The sequence below is a fragment of the Agrobacterium sp. MA01 genome (assembly GCF_009650195.1).
Taxonomy (GTDB): domain Bacteria; phylum Pseudomonadota; class Alphaproteobacteria; order Rhizobiales; family Rhizobiaceae; genus Allorhizobium.
Genome location: NZ_CP045854.1, coordinates 3,644,764 through 3,661,218 on the forward strand (window position 1 = coordinate 3,644,764; position 16,455 = coordinate 3,661,218).

The window sequence follows — 16,455 nt, forward strand, 5'->3', positions numbered from 1 at the left end:
CCATAGCTCGATCTCCTCGCCTGCCCCGCCACTATCCGATCGTTTTTGCCCGCCCCAGCATATAGGCCTCGGCGAATGCCATGTGTTCGGCCGCGATCGAGCGCGCATCCTCCGTCCGTCCATCCTTCATGGCCGCCATGAGCCGGTACTGGTAGGAGAGCCCCTCTTCTCGCGAGCTGGGCGCCGGGTCGGCATAGATCTGCCTCGCTAGCGGCAGATCGCGCAACAGATTGTGCATCAGGCCGCAGAGAAACCCGAGAAGCGGGTTGGGACAGAACTGAGCCAGTTGCGAGTGGAAATCGAGTTCAGCGACGCGTTGACGATATTGATCGTCAGGATCGACCGGAGGGTGATCGTAGAGGCGGATCGTCCGTTCGAGCAGCGCCAGTTGATGGCCCGAAATCAGGCCCGCAAGCGAGGCGGCAACCTCAGGCTCCAGCGTCTTGCGGATTGCATAGATGTCGGAGAGGGTGGGCGTATTGAAGAAGAAGTGGGTGGACAAGAGCTCCATGGCGTGCCGGGCGGAAGGAGCGGCGACGAAGGCACCGCCGCCGGGGCCGCTGCGCGTAAAGATCAGCCCCTGGGTTTCCAGCGCCTTCATCGCTTCGCGCACCGTACCCTTGGCGGCCTTGAAGCGGTCCATCAACTCGCGCTCCTGCGGCAGACGATCGCCGGGCTGGAGACCCTGCGAACGGATGAAGTCTTTCATCAGATCGGCGATGGCATCAGGTCGGCGCTTCGGCTTTCCCGCCGGGGTGAACAAGCGCTTACCGTCTTCGCTGCCTGCCTTCGCCCTCTCCTCAGTATCGGTCATCGCGCGTCATTCTCTCCTGATGCGAGGCGCACTGGCCACGAGCCGCCTTGTATAGGCGTGTTCAAGATCGGCAAAAAGCCTTGCAGCGGGTGCCAGCTCGACAATCTCACCGAAATACATGACAGCGACGCGGTCACAGATTGCCTCGACAACGGCAAGGTCGTGACTAATGAACAGATAGGACAAGTCGAAACGCGTTTTCAGATCGCTGAGAAGCAACAGCACCTGCGCCTGCACACCGACGTCGAGTGCGCTCACCGGCTCGTCGAACACCAGGATCTCCGCTTCCGCTGCCAGGGCCCGGGCGATCGCAATCCGTTGCGCCTGACCGCCGGAAAATTCGTGCGGATAGCGCGAGAGCGTGTTCTCCGGCATCTGGACCGCGTCCAGCAGCTCGTTCATCCGTTGGCGCCGCTTGGGCGCCTCGTATCCGCACAGCAGCTTGAGCGGGGTCTCGAGGATGCTGCTAATTGTCTTGCGCGGGTTCAGCGAAGCAACCGGATCCTGAAAGACATACTGGATCGTCTTGCCGAAGGCCCGCGGCCCTTCCCGCCGAAGCGCCTCCGCATCCTTGCCCCCGATCAGCATACTGCCGGAGGTCGGCGTCTCGAGCCCGACCAGCATGCGGGCAAGCGTGCTCTTTCCCGATCCGCTTTCCCCGACGACGGCAAGCGTTTCACCGCGCATAAGATCCAGCGACACGGATTTCACGGCCTTGACCTCGTGCCGTTCCTTGCCGAACAGGCTGCGCCCGCCACCGAAGGACTTGGTGAGCTCACGGACCTGGATCGCAGACTTCGTCATGACGCCTCCGCGTTCTGCTTAGGGAAGAGCCTGGCGACACGCTCCAGGAATTGCGCCCCGGTGCCGAGTTCGGGCACGCAGGCGATCAGCCGCTTCGTGTAGTCATGCTGCGGGTTGGCGAGAACCGCACGCGTTTCACCGGTCTCGACGATCTGACCGTCCTTCATCACGGCGACGCGGTCACAAATCTCCGACACGACGCCGAAATCGTGGGTGATGAAGAGAAGCGCCATCCCGCGCTCGCGCTGAAGATCACGCAAGAGCTCCAGAATGCGGGCCTGCACGGTGACGTCGAGAGCGGTCGTCGGCTCATCGGCGATGATCACATCGGGATCGTTGGCAAGCGCCATCGCAATGCCGATACGCTGGCGCTGGCCGCCCGAAAGCTGATGCGGATAGTGTTTCGCCATTTCCCGGGCCTCCGGTATGCCAACCTTTTCAAGCAGCGCAATCGCCCGTTCACGGCGCTCACGTGTGCCGAGCGACTGATGCGCGGCGATCGCTTCCTCGACTTGCCGTCCGACGGGATACATGGGGTGCAGGGTGGTCAGGGGATCCTGAAATACATAGGCGACGCGGCTGCCACGCAGGGAGATCAGTCGTGTCTGCGGCATCGCCAGCACGTCTTCATTGCCCACATAAATGGCGCCACTCTGGATGATGCCCGGTGGGGAGGCAACGAGCCCCATCACAGATAGTGCCGTAACGCTCTTCCCCGACCCGCTTTCACCGATCAACCCGAGACATTCGCCACGCTTCACATGCAGGGAAACCCCACGCACGGCCGGAATAATGTCGTCTCCGCTGCGGAAACCGGTCTCCAGACCTTCGATGGAAAGAGCAGCGTCCCGGACTGAGTTCTCCGGAACGTTTCGATCGGTCGCAATTTCCGTGACAGGTCCGGGACGCGCCAGCGCCCCGGAGCGCAGACGCGGATCAAGAACGTCGCGAATGCCATCACCCAGCACATTCAAGCTGATGACGATGAGGAAGATCATGATGCCCGGCACGATCGACACATGCGGAGCGGTGAAGAGCTGCGCCCGCCCCTCGCCCAGCATCGACCCGAGATCGGCTTGGGGCGGCTGCGCGCCCAGACCGAGGAAGCTGAGGCCCGCCGTCTCCAGGATCATCCAGCCGGCCGTCGTCGACATCGTGATGACGATGACCGGCGCCACGTTCGGCAACACCTCGGTGAACATGACGGACAGGTGCCCCTTGCCGGACAGGCGCGCAGCATCGACGAATTCGCGATGGGCGTATCCGAGCGTCACGCCGCGCACATTGCGCGCGAAAAAGGGGATGTTGACGATGGCGATGGCATAGAGCGCGTTCATCAGGCCCGGCCCGAGCGCGGCAACGATCGCCAGCGCCAGCAGGATGTAGGGAAAGGCCATCAGCATGTCGATGCCACGCATGATGGCATTGTCCGTGCGTCCACCGACATAGCCAGCGACAATGCCGATCACCGACCCGATCAGCGCGGCGATTAGCGTCGCCGTGAAGCCGACCGTGACAGACAGACGCGCGCCCCACAAAAGCCGGCTCAGGATATCGCGGCCAAGTTGATCCGTACCGAGAAGGTGTCCGGCCGTCAGAACCGGCTTCAGCCGATCTGCCGGCGCGGTGGCATCGGGATCGGGTAGAGGCAGGATCGGTACCAGCAGGATCAGGAGAGCGATCAACCCGATAAGCACGAGACCTGCCGCCGCGAGACGGTTGTTGAGAAGCAGCCGCCAGGATGTAATCCGCCCCGACGCGACCTTGGGCTGGATGACCGCAGAAACAGTACTCACGTGCGGATCCTCGGGTCGAGCATGGATTGGAGAACGTCGGCGACGAGGTTGAAGAGCACGTAGCTCGCGGCAACGACGAGCACACCGCCCTGGACCAGCAGGATGTCGCGGCTTGAAATGGCCTTCACCAGCATGGCCCCGACACCCGGCCACTGGAACACGGTCTCGATATAGACGGCGCCGCCGAGCACGAAGCCGGACTGGATGCCGATCACCGGAATGATGCTGACCAGTGCCGATCGAAACGCGTGACCATAGATGACCCGCCGTTCCGATAGTCCCTTGGCACGGGCTGTACGGACAAAGTCCTGCCGAAGCACTTCCAGCATGGCGCCCCGCGTCAGACGCGCGATCACGCCTGCCGCGACGACCGACAGCGTGACGGCGGGCAGCACCAGATGAAGCAGAAGGTCCTTGATGTCCCCTCCCCCATAGACGGCATACATGCCCGAGGCCGGCAGCATGCGCCACTTGACCGCGAAGAGGTAGATGAGAAGGAGCCCCAGCCAGAAGGATGGCATGGAGATCCCGGCCAGCACGAAGAATGTGATCGCGCGGTCCGCCCATCCGAATTGCCGGACAGCCGAGACAACACCGGCGAGAAGGCCGATGACCGTGCACAAGACGAGAGAGACGCCGGCAAGGATGAGGGTCGCGCCGAAACGCTCGAGGACCTCGTCCAGAACGGGTCGGTTCAGGGCATAGGAGCGGCCGAAATCACCCTGTAGCACATTGCCGATCCAGACCAGGTATTGCTGAAACAGAGGCTGGTCGAGACCGAGGTCACGATTGATCCGCTCGACGTTCTCAGGCGTTGCGTAAGCGCCGAGAATGGCAGTTGCCGTATCCCCGGGAATGAGGGCCATCACCAGGAAGACGATGATCGACAGGCCGAACAGCACGGGCACGACCGCGATCAGACGTTTGAGAATATAGGCCGACATCGCAACCTCCGGGAACGTTCAAGGCTGACGCCGGCGAGCGGATTACCCGCTGGCGTCAGTCGCAGGAGGATTACTGCTTCGTCACACCGTGCAGGTTGAGAAGAAAGGAGGGCTGAAGCTTGAAGCCTTGGACAGCAGCCGTCGTGACCGCGTTCTGCTTCCAGTTGGCAACAAACAGCCAGGGCGCATCGTCATGCACGATTTGCTGGACCTGGGCGTAAAGCTTGCCGCGTTCAGCCTGATCCGTCGATGTGCGCGCCTTCTCCAGCAAAGCGTCGACCTCAGGATTGGAATAGTAGCCCGAGTTGAAACCTCCCTTGTCCGGCATCGCATCGCTGCGCAGCGTGAGATAGGGCACGGTGTCGGGATCATTCGTCATCCAGGCCATTTCGGCCATATCAGCCTGACCGTCGAGACCTTGGTTCACGCGACCGAGGAAGGTATTCCACTCATAGGTCTCGATCTTGACGTTGAAGCCGACAGCCTGCAGATCGGCCTGAATGGCTGCGCCCATCGTCACCGGATCGAGCATGCCCGAGCCGCCTTCAGTGACGTAGAATGTCAGTTCCGGCGCCTCGACACCTGCCTCGGCAAGCAAGGCCTTGGCCTTCTCTGGATCGTAGGCATATGGCTCGACCGAGCTTTCCACCCAGTTGAAGGCAGGCGGAATCGGTCCAGCGGCCACTGTTGCCGTGCCCTGGAGCACATCGTTGACCAGCGTCTCCTTGTTGACGGCGTAGTTGGCGGCCTGACGAACGCGCTTGTCGGCGAACGGACCGCTCTTCGTGTTCAGGATGCCGAACCAGACATGCGGCCCCGCCTGCTCGGCGACAGAGAACGCGGCATCCTGCTGGAAGGTCGTGAGATTGTCCGGCGGCACTTCGACCATCACGTCGATGCCTCCGGAAAGCATTTCGGCAACACGCGTGTTTGCATCTGTCACGGGTCGAAAGACGACGGCTTCGAGGGCCGCAGCCTCACCCCAGTAGTCCGGGTTGCGCTCGACGACCACACGTTGGTTGGACAGCCATTCGGCAAACTTGAAGGGTCCGGTACCAGAGGGGTTCCGGCCATAGTCGGCGCCATGCTGCTCCACCGCAGCCGGAGAAACGATCAGCCCCGTGGGATAGGCGAGATTGGACAGGAAGGGCGCAAAAGCCTCGCTCAGCTTGAACTCGACAGTCTGGCTGTCAATCACGTTGACGGCCTCGACCGAGGCGAAGTTGAACGACAGGGGAAAGGGGCCGGTATTGTAGAAAGGATGGTCCTCTTTCAGCATCCGGTCGAAGTTGAACTTGACGGCCTCGGCGGTGAAGTCCGAACCGTCGTGGAACTTCACGCCCTGACGCAGCTTGAACGTATAGGTCTTGCCGTCCTCAGAAATATCCCAGCGCTCGGCAAGTGCCGGCTCGATCTCCAGCGTCCCGTCCTTGAAGCGCACAAGGCCCTCATAAACATTCACCAGAATGCGGAAATCATTGGTGGCGGTCACCGTATGCGGATCGAGAGACTTGGGTTCGGCGATCTGCCCGACGACGAGGACATTGGGCGGGGTCTGCGCGCTCGCCGGCTGGGCGGCGGTCATGGCGGCACTCAAGGCGGCAGCGGCAAATGCGCTCCGGAACAGCCTCTTCATGGGGAAATCCTTTCGATTTGGCATCCTTTATGTGCGCTATTAATTCACATAGATAACTCGAATGCAATAATTTATCATGATAGATACCAACCACAGGATTTCTCGCAGGCACACCAATGCAGCGAGCACCAGCCCCCATCACGCGTCGGGTTTCGTCAGTGAACGGAAATTTCGGCTAAAGCCTTGATGGGGTCGGACGCGGCTGCACGAGGATCGCGCGGAAATCGTTGACGTTGGTCAGGGTGGGGCCGGTGACAACCTGCGCGTCCAACGCTGCGAAGAACGAATGGGCGTCATTTCGTTGCAGAGCGACCTCTGGGTCGCAACGCAGTTCGGCAGCCTTCTTCAGAAGTTCGGGACCGATGACAGCGCCGGCGACTTCGGCGGCACCATCGACGCCATCCGTGTCGCAAGCGAGCGCATGGATACCTGCGGCGCCATCCAGAGCCAGCGCAAGCGCCAGACAGAACTCGGCATTGGGCCCGCCAATGCCGTCGCCGCGCCGGGTGACCGTCAGTTCGCCGCCGGAGAGGAGAAGGATCGGCGGATCCCCGGCACGCAGGGAGTGCTGCAAGGTTAGAGCCTCTTTCGCCTGGGCCTCGGCCACCAGCCTCGCCTCGCCTTCCAGGGCATCGCCGAAAATGCGAACATCGCAACCCGCCTCTCGGGCAAGTTCCGCAGCCGCCTCCAGCGATTGCCGGGGCGCGGCATAGATAACGTTGCGCACGCGGGCGAGGCGCGGATCGCCGGGTCTGACGACCCCGGAGCCCCGTGCCAATGCCTCGCGAACCCCGCCAGGAAGCGCTATCTTCCATTGATCGATCACGGCCAGAGCGTCGTCCGGGCTCGACGGATCGCCAACGGTCGGACCGGAGCCAATGAAGGCCGGATCGTCTCCCGGCACATCCGAGATCATCAAGGCGAAGAGCTGAGCCGGCCAGGCTGCGGCGGCCAATTGCCCACCCTTCACTCGGCTGAGATGTTTTCGAACCGTGTTCATCCGGTCGATCGGAGCGCCTGACGCGAGCAGGGCCTGATTGACCGCCTGCTTTTCGGCAAGCGAGACGCCCGGCACCGGCTGGACCAGCAACGCCGAGGCTCCGCCCGAGATCAGCGCCAGCACGAAATCACCTTCGCCGGCACTTTCGACCAGATCCAGCAGACGCGCCGTCGCCTTCAGGCCTGCTTCGTCGGGAACCGGATGGGCCGCCTCGACGATCTCGATGCCATGACATGGCCTGCCATAACCATAACGCGTGATGACGAGGCCTTCACAGGGACCCCAGACCGCCTCGACCGCTTCCGCCATCCGCGCACTCGCCTTACCAGCTCCGACGACGATCACCCGACCCTTCGGCTTTTCAGGCAGAAAATCCTTGAGCGTCCGCATCGGATCCGCCACCTCTACGGCACGGTCGAACAGCTGGCGCAGGAAAAATTCTGGTCTTTCGATCATGCACTTGGCCTCTCCCGAAGGCATTAGCGAACAGGCGGCCCTGTGACCTCGCCATCGTAGTTTGCCGGCGCACCGCGAAAAGTACGCCAGTTCCGAGGCTGTGATGCTATCCTCAAACTCGACAGGATCGCAACGCTCCGCCTTCCATAGGCGGCACCCTCACACGGGGAGCAAAGACGCGCCCGACATCGATGCCGCGCGCGCCCTCTAGCGGTCCGAGATCAAAAATCGGCGGGCAGATGTCCGATCAGCTTGTCCAGCGTGACCGGATAGTCGCGGATACGAGCACCCGTGGCGTTGTAGATGGCATTCGCAATCGCCGCGGATACGCCGCACAGCCCCAGTTCGCCGACACCCTTGGCCTTCATCGGTGACGACATCGGATCGGTTTCGTCGAGGAAGATCACCTCTTGGCTCGGAATGTCCGCGTGCACGGGCACCTCGTAACCGGCGAGATCGTGGTTGACGAAAAAGCCTCGGCTCGTGTCGACGATAAGCTCCTCCGAAAGCGCGGCCCCAATGCCCATGGTCATCGCGCCGATCACCTGGCTCCGCGCGGTAATCGGGTTGAGAATGCGGCCAGCGGCGCATACGGCCAACATGCGCCGTACGCGACATTCTCCGGTGACGACATCCACACCCACTTCGACGAAGTGCGCGCCGAAGGTCGATTGCTGATGGATCTTGGAGAGATCACCCCATTCGATCGTGTCCTCGCCGACCAGAGCATCAGCACCGACAGCATCCGATAGCGGGATAGCATGATTGCCCGAGCGAACCTGACCGCCTTCGAATCGAACGTCCTGAGCATTGAGACCGAGTTTCTTGACGACGGCCTCGCGCAGCTTGACGCAGGCTGCATAGACGCCAGCCGTCGAACAATTGGCACCGAACTGACCGCCGGAGCCGGCGGATACCGGAAAGCTGGAATCGCCGAGCCGGACATCGACTTCCTCCAGCGTCACCCCCATCATTTCGGCAGCGGTCTGCGCGATGATGGTGTAGCTGCCCGTGCCGATATCGGTCATGTCAGTCTCGACGGTAATCCGACCATTGCTTTCGAGGCGGACACGGGCACCGGACTCAACGAGCAAGTTGTCGCGATAGGCAGCGGCGACACCGGTTCCGATCAGCCAGTTGCCGTCGCGTCGTGCTCCCGGCTGGCCTCGATCGCTCCACCCGAAGCGTTCCGCCCCGAGGCGCAGACAACCGATCAGGTCGCGTTTCGAGAACGGGCGATCCGTGTTCTCCGGATCAACCTGCGTGTCGTTGATGACCCTGAAGTCGACGGGATCGATGTCGAGCTTTTCGGCCATCTCGTCCATGGCAATTTCGAGCGCCATAAGGCCCGGCGCTTCGCCCGGCGCGCGCATCGCATTGCCCTCGGGCAGGTCGAGCATGGCCAGGCGCATGGCGGTCATGCGGTTTTCGCCCGCATAGAGAAGTCGCGTCTGGTTGACCGCCGTTTCGAGGCTTCCCTCCGGCAAGTTGCCGGACCAGCTCTCATGTCCAATCGCCTCAATCTTGCCCTTTGTATCGGCACCGATCCGGACACGCTGGATCGTCGCCGGCCGATGGGTGGTATTGTTCATGATCACCGGCCTCGGCAGGGAGACCTTGACCGCGCATCGAGCAGCCTTGGCACCCAGCGCGGCAAGCACCGCATCCGCCCTGAGAAACAGCTTGCCGCCGAAGCCTCCGCCGATGAAGGGTGACATCAGCCGGATCTTCTCCTTGTCCATGCCAAGGAAGGTCGCAAGATCCGTCCGCCACCAGTCGATCATCTGGCTCGAGGTCCAGATCTTCAGTTCATCGCCGTCCCAGACTGCCATCGAGGCATGCGGCTCCATCGCCGCATGCGACTGGTCCGGCGTGCTGTACTCGGCATCGAGCGTCACAGACGAGCGAGCATAGGCATCATCGAAGTCGCCGAAGGCACTGTCGGGCGCCTCATCTTCCGAAGGCTTTTCTGCCGTTTTCATGGCCTCGGACAGATCGAAAACCCCCTCCTCGCGCTCGTAGGAGACGTCGATCAGCGAAGCAGCCGCCCGTGCCTGCTCGAATGTCTCGGCAACGACAAGCGCGATTGCCTGATGATAATGCTGCACGACATCTCCGCCAAAGAGCGTTGCCGTATTGTGCTCACCCTTCTCGCGCTTTCCGACGTCAAGTGTGGTGACCACGGCAATGACGCCAGGTGCCTGCCGGGCGCTCTCGCTGTCGATCTTGATGATGCGCCCTTTGGCAATGCCGGCAGCCACCGGATAGCCATAGGCGATCTTGAGACCGAGATCCCAGTGCTCATAGGCATAGGTGGCGCGACCCGTCGTCTTGAGCTCGCCGTCGATCCGGTGCGTGGGCCGGCCGATCACCTTCAGATTGTCGATGGGATTGGTCGTTTCTGGCCTGTCGAACTTCATGAGCTTTAATCCTTGGCTTGCGCAATGACGGCGCTCAGCAAGCGCTCCACGAGAGCGAGCTTGAAACGGTTCTGGTCCGTGGGTCGGGCGCCAGCGAGCAAGACTGCCGCCGTCGCTTGAGCACCGTTCGGCAGTTGTGCCTCCGCATCCTCGATCCGCCACGGCTTGTGCGCGACGCCCCCGAGAGTGATCCGCCCGGACCCGTCCGGCTGGATCACGGCTGCGACAGACACGAGCGCGAAGGCATAGGATGCGCGGTCGCGAACCTTGCGATAGATCTGGGTGCCGCCGATCGGCGGCGGCAGACAGACTGCCGCGATGATCTCGCCCTGCTCCAGGACCGTTTCGATATGCGGCGTGTCTCCCGGCAGACGGTGAAAGTCGGCAAGCGGAATGACCCGCCGGCTGCCATCCGCCTTCACAGTCTCGACGACGGCATCGAGCGCGCGCATCGCAACGGCCATGTCGCTGGGATGGGTCGCGATGCAGGCGTCGCTTACCCCGAGGACCGCATGCTGCCGACTGAAGCCGCCGATGGCCGAACAGCCGCTGCCCGGCTGCCGCTTGTTGCAGGGTTGATTGGTGTCGTAGAAATAGGGACAGCGGGTCCGCTGCAGAAGGTTTCCGCCGGTCGTGGCGCGGTTGCGCAATTGCCCGGAAGCACCGGAAAGCAGCGCCCGCGCAAGCAGCGGGTAGTCTCGACGGACAATCTCATGGGCTGCCAGATCTGTATTGCGCACCAAGGCCCCGATCCGCAGGCCACCTTCCGCCGTCGGTTCAATCTCGTCGAGGTCCAGCCCGTTGACATCGATCAGATGGGTCGGCGTCTCGATTTGGAGCTTCATCAGATCGAGAAGATTGGTACCGCCTGCAATAAACTTGGCATGCGGATTTGACGCGGCAATTTGCGCTGCCGCTTCGGCCGAGGCCGCGCGTTCATAGGTGAAGGCTTTCATGAGCGTGTTTCCGCGACCTCGGTAATGGCATCGACGATGTTGGAATAGGCACCGCAGCGACAGATATTGCCGCTCATCCGCTCGCGGATCTCCTCGGCGGTCGGTCGTGCCTTGTTCATCAGGTCATCGGTAACGTGGCTGGGGACGTCGGCCGCGATCTCTTCGAGCATCGCGACGGAGGAACAGATCTGACCGGGCGTGCAGTAGCCACACTGGAACCCGTCATGCTTGACGAAAGCGGCCTGCATCGGGTGCAGATCGCCGGGCGCGCCCAGCCCCTCGATCGTGGTGACCTCAGCGCCCTCGTTCATGACGGCGAGTGTCAGGCACGAATTGATCCGACGTCCGTCGACGATGACGGTGCATGCGCCGCACTGGCCATGATCGCAGCCTTTTTTGGTGCCCGTGAGCTGCAGGTTTTCTCGCAAGAGGTCGAGCAATGTGGTTCGGTTGTCGAGGTCGATCTCGCGGGATATCCGGTTCACCGTCAGGCGAACCTTGCTAGTCTCATTCATCAACTCACCTCGTTATCGCGTCCCCACGGGAACGGTTCCGGCCTATTCGCCGGGATGCGACCGACACTCGACCAGCCACAGCCGCGCCAAGTTTGCAAAAGCCACCCGACCCGACTTTGTTCCAACCGATATCAGGTCCTGCTGGGCGTTGGCTGTCTGCTTGCGAGAGGATCGACAGTGGCGCACGCCAACTCCTTTGGGCGATACCGGCTCGCGGCTTGGGCTTTGTGCTTGCATGCAGCGCCCGCAAAAGCTTAACATGAGCTTTCAAGACATGTTTCTTTGTGACCCGCACCGCCATGAGTGTTGTCCTCTCCGCTGGTCATGTTGCTCGGCGGCATTGGCGGGGCGCTCGCGACATTTCTGGTGATGATGGCCATCACCGCCAAATCCGCCCATGCGCCCGGACCGGCCTTGCTCACAGGTGCCGCCATCGGCACCTTTTCCGCCACGCTCATCACTGTCGTGCTGGCAAGCGGCGATCCGCGTGCGGTCTATGTGCTGGCCTGGTCGATGGGCCCGACCTACCGTGCGACCGCAATCACCGGGTGGGCGGGATTGGCGATCTTGCTGGTCGCTCTTGCTCTGCTTCCGCTTTTTCGACGCTGGCTGCAAATCCTGCCACTCGGAGACCAGGCGGCGCGCGAACTGGGGCTTCACCCACGACGGTGCCGAACGTGGCTCCTGTCGCTGTCAGCCGTCCTCACCGCCGCGGCAACCTTGATCGTCGGCCCCTTGAGCTTTGTCGGACTGATCGCGCGCCATATCGCGGCGATGACCACGCCTCCGAAACCGCTGAACCGGGCCTTGTGCGCCGCAGCGATCGGGGCAGCCTTGATGACCACAGCTGACTGGCTCGGTCGCAGCATTCACTTCCCCTACGAGATCCCGGCAGGCGTCCTCGCGGCCTTCGTCGGTGGACCTTACTTCCTGTGGCTCCTTTACCGGAGACACCCATGAACGGGATCAGCAGTCCGCAGGATCGGCTCGCACGATTGAGCGGCCTGCTGTCGCCGATCAGGGACAGACTGTCCCATGGAACGGAAATCCGCAGGGTGGAGCCATCCGCACAGGTGCTGGAAGCCGATGCCTTTGCTTGTCTCATACAAAGCTACGCACGTCGCTTTGGCGTCAAACCCGATGGCTATCTGGTTTCCCTATGGTCGCAGAAATATCTGGCAACCGTGATCATCCCCGTCACGGCCCTATCCGTGATCGGGGGAAAAGCCGTTCATGCCGAGATCGAGAACACAGTGATCGTCGTCGACGACGACGGCGAGCCGGTCGCCTTGCGTCTGCCCACCGCTTTCACGACAGAGGAGGCAGACCAGGCAGCCTCCCTGCTGGTCTCCACGCACCTGACCCCGCTCATTGATGCCTTGGCAAGGCAGAGCGGCCTGTCGAGAAAAGTATTCTGGGGCAATGCGGCGCATTATCTCGAGTGGATTGTCCGGCAGCTTCCCGGGAAAAACCCAGCCTTCAACCTACCCGCCCCGATGACGGATGCCATCCGCTACGTCGAGGAAGACGGATGCGCGTGCGTCGCCGGAAAGTCTGCTGTCTGAGGGATCGCATTCCGGGCATCGAGGATTGCCGCAGTCTCTGCCCAGATCGAGTAAAAAGGATGAAATCTTGAACAGACAGAGATCGACCTTCTCTCTTTGCGACGTCGCCTTCGATGTGGCCGAACGGCCCATTCTTGCGCCACTGACGCTTGAGATCCCGATCGATGGCCAGGTTCTCGGACTGATCAGGCACAACGGCTCAGGCAAATCGACGTTTCTGAAACTGTTGGCACGTCAGCAAATGCCCACGAGCGGCAGCATCACCCTGAACGGACGACGGCTCGACACCTGGGGCGACCGGGCGCTGGCGCGCAAGGTCGCCTATCTGGCGCAGCACCTACCCTCGGCTGCCGGAATGACCGTCCGCGAACTCGTGTCGCTTGGACGCTATCCCTGGCAAGGCGCCTTCGGTCGTTTCGGCGAGGTGGACAGACAAAAGACAGAGGAAGCAATTGCATTGACCGGTGTCGCCCCGCTCGCTGACCGCCTCGTCGCCACGCTCTCCGGCGGTGAAAGACAACGTGCCTGGCTCGCCATGCTGGTGGCTCAGGATACGGAATACCTGTTGCTCGACGAACCGATCTCGGCCCTCGACATTTCCCATCAGATCGAGGTCCTCTCACTGGTCCGCAAGCTGTCTCAGGAGAAGGGTCTCGGCATCATCATCGTGCTGCACGACATCAACATGGCGTCCCGCTTTTGCGATACCATCACGGTGCTCCATTCAGGCCGCGTGATCATACAGGGAGCCTCAGAGACGATCATGACGCCTGAAGCACTCCAGCGCATCTATGGTTTGCCGATGGACGTCATGATCCACGAGCCAACGGGGAAACCTCTGGCGATTGCGCGTTAGGCTGCGTTGAAGCTCGTCCACCGACAGCGCGCAATTCCCAATGACGGGCTTTCCAGATTGTCTGGTCGAACCCGACAGTAAGCGCAAACGCCAAGCTCATCACTCGCCAACTAACGGCTTCCAAGAAGTAAATATTAGATAATAAACATATACAGTTTAGAATATAAGCTGGCCCGCCGTAAATCGCTTTGAGGGTCAAACTGGTATCACAGTAGTCGTGGCCCAGCGCAGACCAGCAACTGCAGCCGAGGCGCCGGCTCGCCGACTCTACCAGAAAAGGCCGCGCCAGTATTAACTGAAACTTAAACAACTGCTTCCTGAAAGGTATTTGCCATGGTAAATATATCCCTAGAGGGGTAGGGGTAATGCTTGTACGTGTCGCGTTTGTAGACGATCATCCGATACTGTTGGAGGGACTGGTCAGCCTGTACAGGACCAAGGCTGATCTTGATGTCGTGGCGATGGGGCATAACAGCGTGGATGCCCTGAACATCCTGGAAAACCATCATCCGGACGTAATCGTCATGGATCTGAGCATGCCGGGAGATGCCTTCGCAGCGATCGACGTTATGCTGGCGTCCTATCCCGCGACCAAGGTTATCGTCTTCACGGCTTCCAGCGCGATCCAGCCCGCCGTCGAACTCATCGAAGCTGGTATCAGCGGTTATGTCCTCAAGGGCGCATCATCTTCGGATTTGCATCACGCCATCATCAGTGCTCACAGCGGCGAGACCTACATCACACCCGGCTTTGCAACCAAAGTCATCGTGTCGATGAAGACGTCGGAGCTGCGGCGCAAGGCACAGCCGCGTGAGCAGCTACACCATCGCGAGGAGCAGATCGTCAGCGGCCTGCTCAAGGGCATGACGAACAGGGAAATCGGTGTCGGCCTGAACATCAGCGAAAAGACGGTCAAACACTACATGACTTCACTGATGAGCAAACTCAACGTCCGCAATCGCGTCGAACTCGTGATTGCCGTGAGGAACCGGACGTCGCCGCGGGACCGGATCGCAAGCTGACGATCGTACCAAGTGTCGATGATAGGAACCGATCCTATGGGTTCTTGTCATCAACACTTGGTATCAGTCGACATTTCCGATCGGCAAGCTGGCCACAACAAATGAACCGTTTCGGCGTGGGAAGTAGCGTACCCGACCACCAAATGTGCGAACGCGTCGCTTCTGGCTGACCTTGCCCAATCGCGCCCTCTGCACCTCACGTTTCGACGACAAGACCGGGCGTTGGCCAATATCCACCACCGCGACGAACAGACGTCCGCGTTTGAAGCTGCAGCGCACCATGTGAGAATTACCGTGGGCGTGACGGTAGCTGTTCATCAGCCCTTCGAGAACGAACCGGTAGAGGCAGATCGACAGATCAGGAATGCGCAGATCCGTGCCCGCGCCCCCAGTCAAGACCGTTTCACGTCCCGTGATCTCGAGGTAACGCTTGGTTGCCAACTGGAGAGCCTCGTCGATGGTGGCGTGCTCGAGCTCGGGAAGCACCAACCCGGCCGACAGGTTACGTACCTCATCGAGAACACTGCCTACGAGATCCAGGATCTTGGTGAGGGCATCCCGCATCTCTGGGGAGACATCCGGCCGCGGCGTGACCAGATCGCTCAAACGCAGCTTCAGGAGCGTGAGAAGCTGAACCGAACCATCATGCAGGTCCGCACCGATCTGATCCAGGATGCGCTCATTCAGCTTGCCGGCTTCTGTCCGCGCATTGTCGGCGAGGAGGCGGAGGCGATTGTTTCAACCGACAGCTCGATCGCGTTGCGGAGGCTTTCCTTCAGAGTTCGGCGCTGTTGTTCGATAAGCTGCGCGCCTCGCCTGACCACAAGATAGAGCATTGACAGCATCGGCACAGACAGAAGAAAGACGCCAGCCATCGACGTTCGCCGGGTCTCTGCAATCTGCCGTTCGAGCACCTCGGATTCTTCGTAGATCTCACCCGCCAGCAAAACCACACCTTCGGACGACCTGACGAGAGGACTATAAACCTCGAGAAGAGACTGGGCTTCCTCTTCGTCCGTATAGGCGTGTTTGGCAACCGTGGTACGGGAGACGATCGTCCTTCCGGCGAGGGCTTGTTCGAGCTCGTCAAACAGCAGGGGCTCCCCGGAGGCATCAGGTGGATAGACCTGTCGGCCATCGGCAGACCAGATCTTGATGTTGATGATCCGCTGTCCCGGAGGCCCGGTCCCGATCAGTCTCGAAACATTGGCTTGAAATTTCTCATCGAAGCGAAACTCCCCGTCTTCGGCGCGCTCCAACAGGGGGGCGACGAGGGTCTGCAGTCTGACGCCTCCTGCGGAGCCCGCCGCATTCCGGGCCGCCTTTTCGACCTGTGCGGCGACAAACAGGCTCACGCCGGTCATCAGGCCAAAGACGATCAGGGATGCCGCAATCAGGAACTGTGCCGACAGCGACAGGGATTTCAGCCTTGTCCAGGCGCTCTGGACCAAGGATAGCGGCGCAATTTCATGTGCAATCTTCTTCGACTTGGTGTTCATCACACCGGGCCGAGTTCTGCCCAGGGCATAAGCATCGGTTTTCCCTTCCCCCGCGCCTTCCAGAGGCACCCAGTATAGTGATGCAGTTTCCCTGCCTACACTTGGGCTCGAATTGATGCACGCTTAAGTCTTCTTGTCGACTGCGTTCTGCAGAAGTTCAGACCAAGGTCTG

Annotated in this window: 15 protein-coding genes; 4 read left to right on the forward strand and 11 right to left on the reverse strand. The window is 61.1% G+C overall.

Annotated elements, in window-relative coordinates; genetic code table 11:
* Window positions 1–31: 31 nt before the first annotated feature.
* From GH983_RS17520 to paoA, 9 genes are all read right to left on the reverse strand, one after another.
* A complete protein-coding gene (locus tag GH983_RS17520; RefSeq protein ID WP_153763095.1) occupies window positions 32–814 on the reverse strand; it encodes a FadR/GntR family transcriptional regulator in 783 nt (260 codons plus the stop codon).
* 6 nt (window positions 815–820) lie between these two features.
* Window positions 821–1,618, reverse strand: a complete 798-nt coding sequence (locus GH983_RS17525; protein WP_153763096.1) for an ATP-binding cassette domain-containing protein — start codon at window positions 1,616–1,618, stop codon at window positions 821–823.
* Window positions 1,615–3,414 carry a dipeptide/oligopeptide/nickel ABC transporter permease/ATP-binding protein gene (locus GH983_RS17530; RefSeq protein WP_153763097.1) on the reverse strand — a complete coding sequence of 600 codons (1,800 nt, stop codon included), beginning with the start codon at window positions 3,412–3,414 and terminating at the stop codon, window positions 1,615–1,617. Before GH983_RS17530 ends, GH983_RS17525 begins: the two co-directional genes overlap by 4 nt.
* Window positions 3,411–4,358 carry an ABC transporter permease gene (locus tag GH983_RS17535; protein ID WP_069043010.1) on the reverse strand — a complete coding sequence of 316 codons (948 nt, stop codon included), beginning with the start codon at window positions 4,356–4,358 and terminating at the stop codon, window positions 3,411–3,413. The genes GH983_RS17530 and GH983_RS17535 overlap by 4 nt, the downstream gene beginning before the upstream one ends.
* 70 nt (window positions 4,359–4,428) lie before the next feature.
* Window positions 4,429–5,994, reverse strand: a complete 1,566-nt coding sequence (locus tag GH983_RS17540; protein WP_153763098.1) for an ABC transporter substrate-binding protein — start codon at window positions 5,992–5,994, stop codon at window positions 4,429–4,431.
* A 175-nt stretch (window positions 5,995–6,169) separates the two neighbouring features.
* Complete coding sequence (locus tag GH983_RS17545) at window positions 6,170–7,450, reverse strand: glycerate kinase (protein WP_153763099.1); 1,281 nt, start codon at window positions 7,448–7,450, stop codon at window positions 6,170–6,172.
* A gap of 221 nt (window positions 7,451–7,671) precedes the next feature.
* Window positions 7,672–9,870, reverse strand: a complete 2,199-nt coding sequence (paoC, locus tag GH983_RS17550) for an aldehyde oxidoreductase molybdenum-binding subunit PaoC (RefSeq protein WP_153763100.1) — start codon at window positions 9,868–9,870, stop codon at window positions 7,672–7,674.
* Between the two features lie 5 nt (window positions 9,871–9,875).
* The gene (locus GH983_RS17555) at window positions 9,876–10,826 is read right to left on the reverse strand and encodes a xanthine dehydrogenase family protein subunit M (protein WP_069043006.1); all 951 of its coding nucleotides are present in this window, start codon (window positions 10,824–10,826) and stop codon (window positions 9,876–9,878) included.
* Window positions 10,823–11,341 carry an aldehyde dehydrogenase iron-sulfur subunit PaoA gene (gene paoA / locus GH983_RS17560; RefSeq protein WP_153763101.1) on the reverse strand — a complete coding sequence of 173 codons (519 nt, stop codon included), beginning with the start codon at window positions 11,339–11,341 and terminating at the stop codon, window positions 10,823–10,825. The genes GH983_RS17555 and paoA overlap by 4 nt, the downstream gene beginning before the upstream one ends.
* A 306-nt stretch (window positions 11,342–11,647) precedes the next feature.
* Between paoA and GH983_RS17565 the strand changes: the two genes are divergently transcribed.
* The 4 genes from GH983_RS17565 to GH983_RS17580 all read left to right on the forward strand — a co-directional run bounded on the left by GH983_RS17565 (window position 11,648) and on the right by GH983_RS17580 (window position 14,784).
* The gene (locus GH983_RS17565) at window positions 11,648–12,301 is read left to right on the forward strand and encodes an iron chelate uptake ABC transporter family permease subunit (protein WP_246727425.1); all 654 of its coding nucleotides are present in this window, start codon (window positions 11,648–11,650) and stop codon (window positions 12,299–12,301) included.
* A complete protein-coding gene (fhuF, locus tag GH983_RS17570; protein WP_153763102.1) occupies window positions 12,298–12,906 on the forward strand; it encodes a siderophore-iron reductase FhuF in 609 nt (202 codons plus the stop codon). The genes GH983_RS17565 and fhuF overlap by 4 nt, the downstream gene beginning before the upstream one ends.
* Before the next feature lie 67 nt (window positions 12,907–12,973).
* A complete protein-coding gene (locus GH983_RS17575) occupies window positions 12,974–13,762 on the forward strand; it encodes an ATP-binding cassette domain-containing protein (RefSeq protein WP_194842746.1) in 789 nt (262 codons plus the stop codon).
* 365 nt (window positions 13,763–14,127) lie between these two features.
* On the forward strand, window positions 14,128–14,784 hold the full coding sequence (locus tag GH983_RS17580) for a response regulator transcription factor (RefSeq protein WP_054149545.1): 657 nt from the start codon (window positions 14,128–14,130) through the stop codon (window positions 14,782–14,784).
* A gap of 63 nt (window positions 14,785–14,847) precedes the next feature.
* Here the strand turns inward: GH983_RS17580 and GH983_RS24365 are convergent, their stop codons facing one another.
* Together GH983_RS24365 and GH983_RS24370 are read right to left on the reverse strand one after the other, a co-directional pair.
* The gene (locus tag GH983_RS24365) at window positions 14,848–15,390 is read right to left on the reverse strand and encodes a sensor histidine kinase (RefSeq protein ID WP_246727426.1); all 543 of its coding nucleotides are present in this window, start codon (window positions 15,388–15,390) and stop codon (window positions 14,848–14,850) included.
* Window positions 15,391–15,467: 77 nt separating this feature from the next.
* Window positions 15,468–16,283: a hypothetical protein gene (locus GH983_RS24370; protein ID WP_246727428.1), complete on the reverse strand. Its 816-nt coding sequence runs from the start codon at window positions 16,281–16,283 to the stop codon at window positions 15,468–15,470.
* Window positions 16,284–16,455 lie beyond the last annotated feature (172 nt).

Bases quoted from the DNA above. Each gene is read 5' to 3' on its own strand.
- GH983_RS17520 (WP_153763095.1), bottom strand. From the start codon at position 814: ATGACCGATACTGAGGAGAGGGCGAAGGCAGGCAGCGAAGACGGTAAG.
- GH983_RS17525 (WP_153763096.1), bottom strand. From the start codon at position 1,618: ATGACGAAGTCTGCGATCCAGGTCCGTGAGCTCACCAAGTCCTTCGGT.
- GH983_RS17535 (WP_069043010.1), bottom strand. From the start codon at position 4,358: ATGTCGGCCTATATTCTCAAACGTCTGATCGCGGTCGTGCCCGTGCTG.
- GH983_RS17540 (WP_153763098.1), bottom strand. From the start codon at position 5,994: ATGAAGAGGCTGTTCCGGAGCGCATTTGCCGCTGCCGCCTTGAGTGCC.
- GH983_RS17545 (WP_153763099.1), bottom strand. From the start codon at position 7,450: ATGATCGAAAGACCAGAATTTTTCCTGCGCCAGCTGTTCGACCGTGCC.
- paoC (WP_153763100.1), bottom strand. From the start codon at position 9,870: ATGAAGTTCGACAGGCCAGAAACGACCAATCCCATCGACAATCTGAAG.
- GH983_RS17555 (WP_069043006.1), bottom strand. From the start codon at position 10,826: ATGAAAGCCTTCACCTATGAACGCGCGGCCTCGGCCGAAGCGGCAGCG.
- paoA (WP_153763101.1), bottom strand. From the start codon at position 11,341: ATGAATGAGACTAGCAAGGTTCGCCTGACGGTGAACCGGATATCCCGC.
- fhuF (WP_153763102.1), top strand. From the start codon at position 12,298: ATGAACGGGATCAGCAGTCCGCAGGATCGGCTCGCACGATTGAGCGGC.
- GH983_RS17580 (WP_054149545.1), top strand. From the start codon at position 14,128: ATGCTTGTACGTGTCGCGTTTGTAGACGATCATCCGATACTGTTGGAG.
- GH983_RS24370 (WP_246727428.1), bottom strand. From the start codon at position 16,283: ATGAACACCAAGTCGAAGAAGATTGCACATGAAATTGCGCCGCTATCC.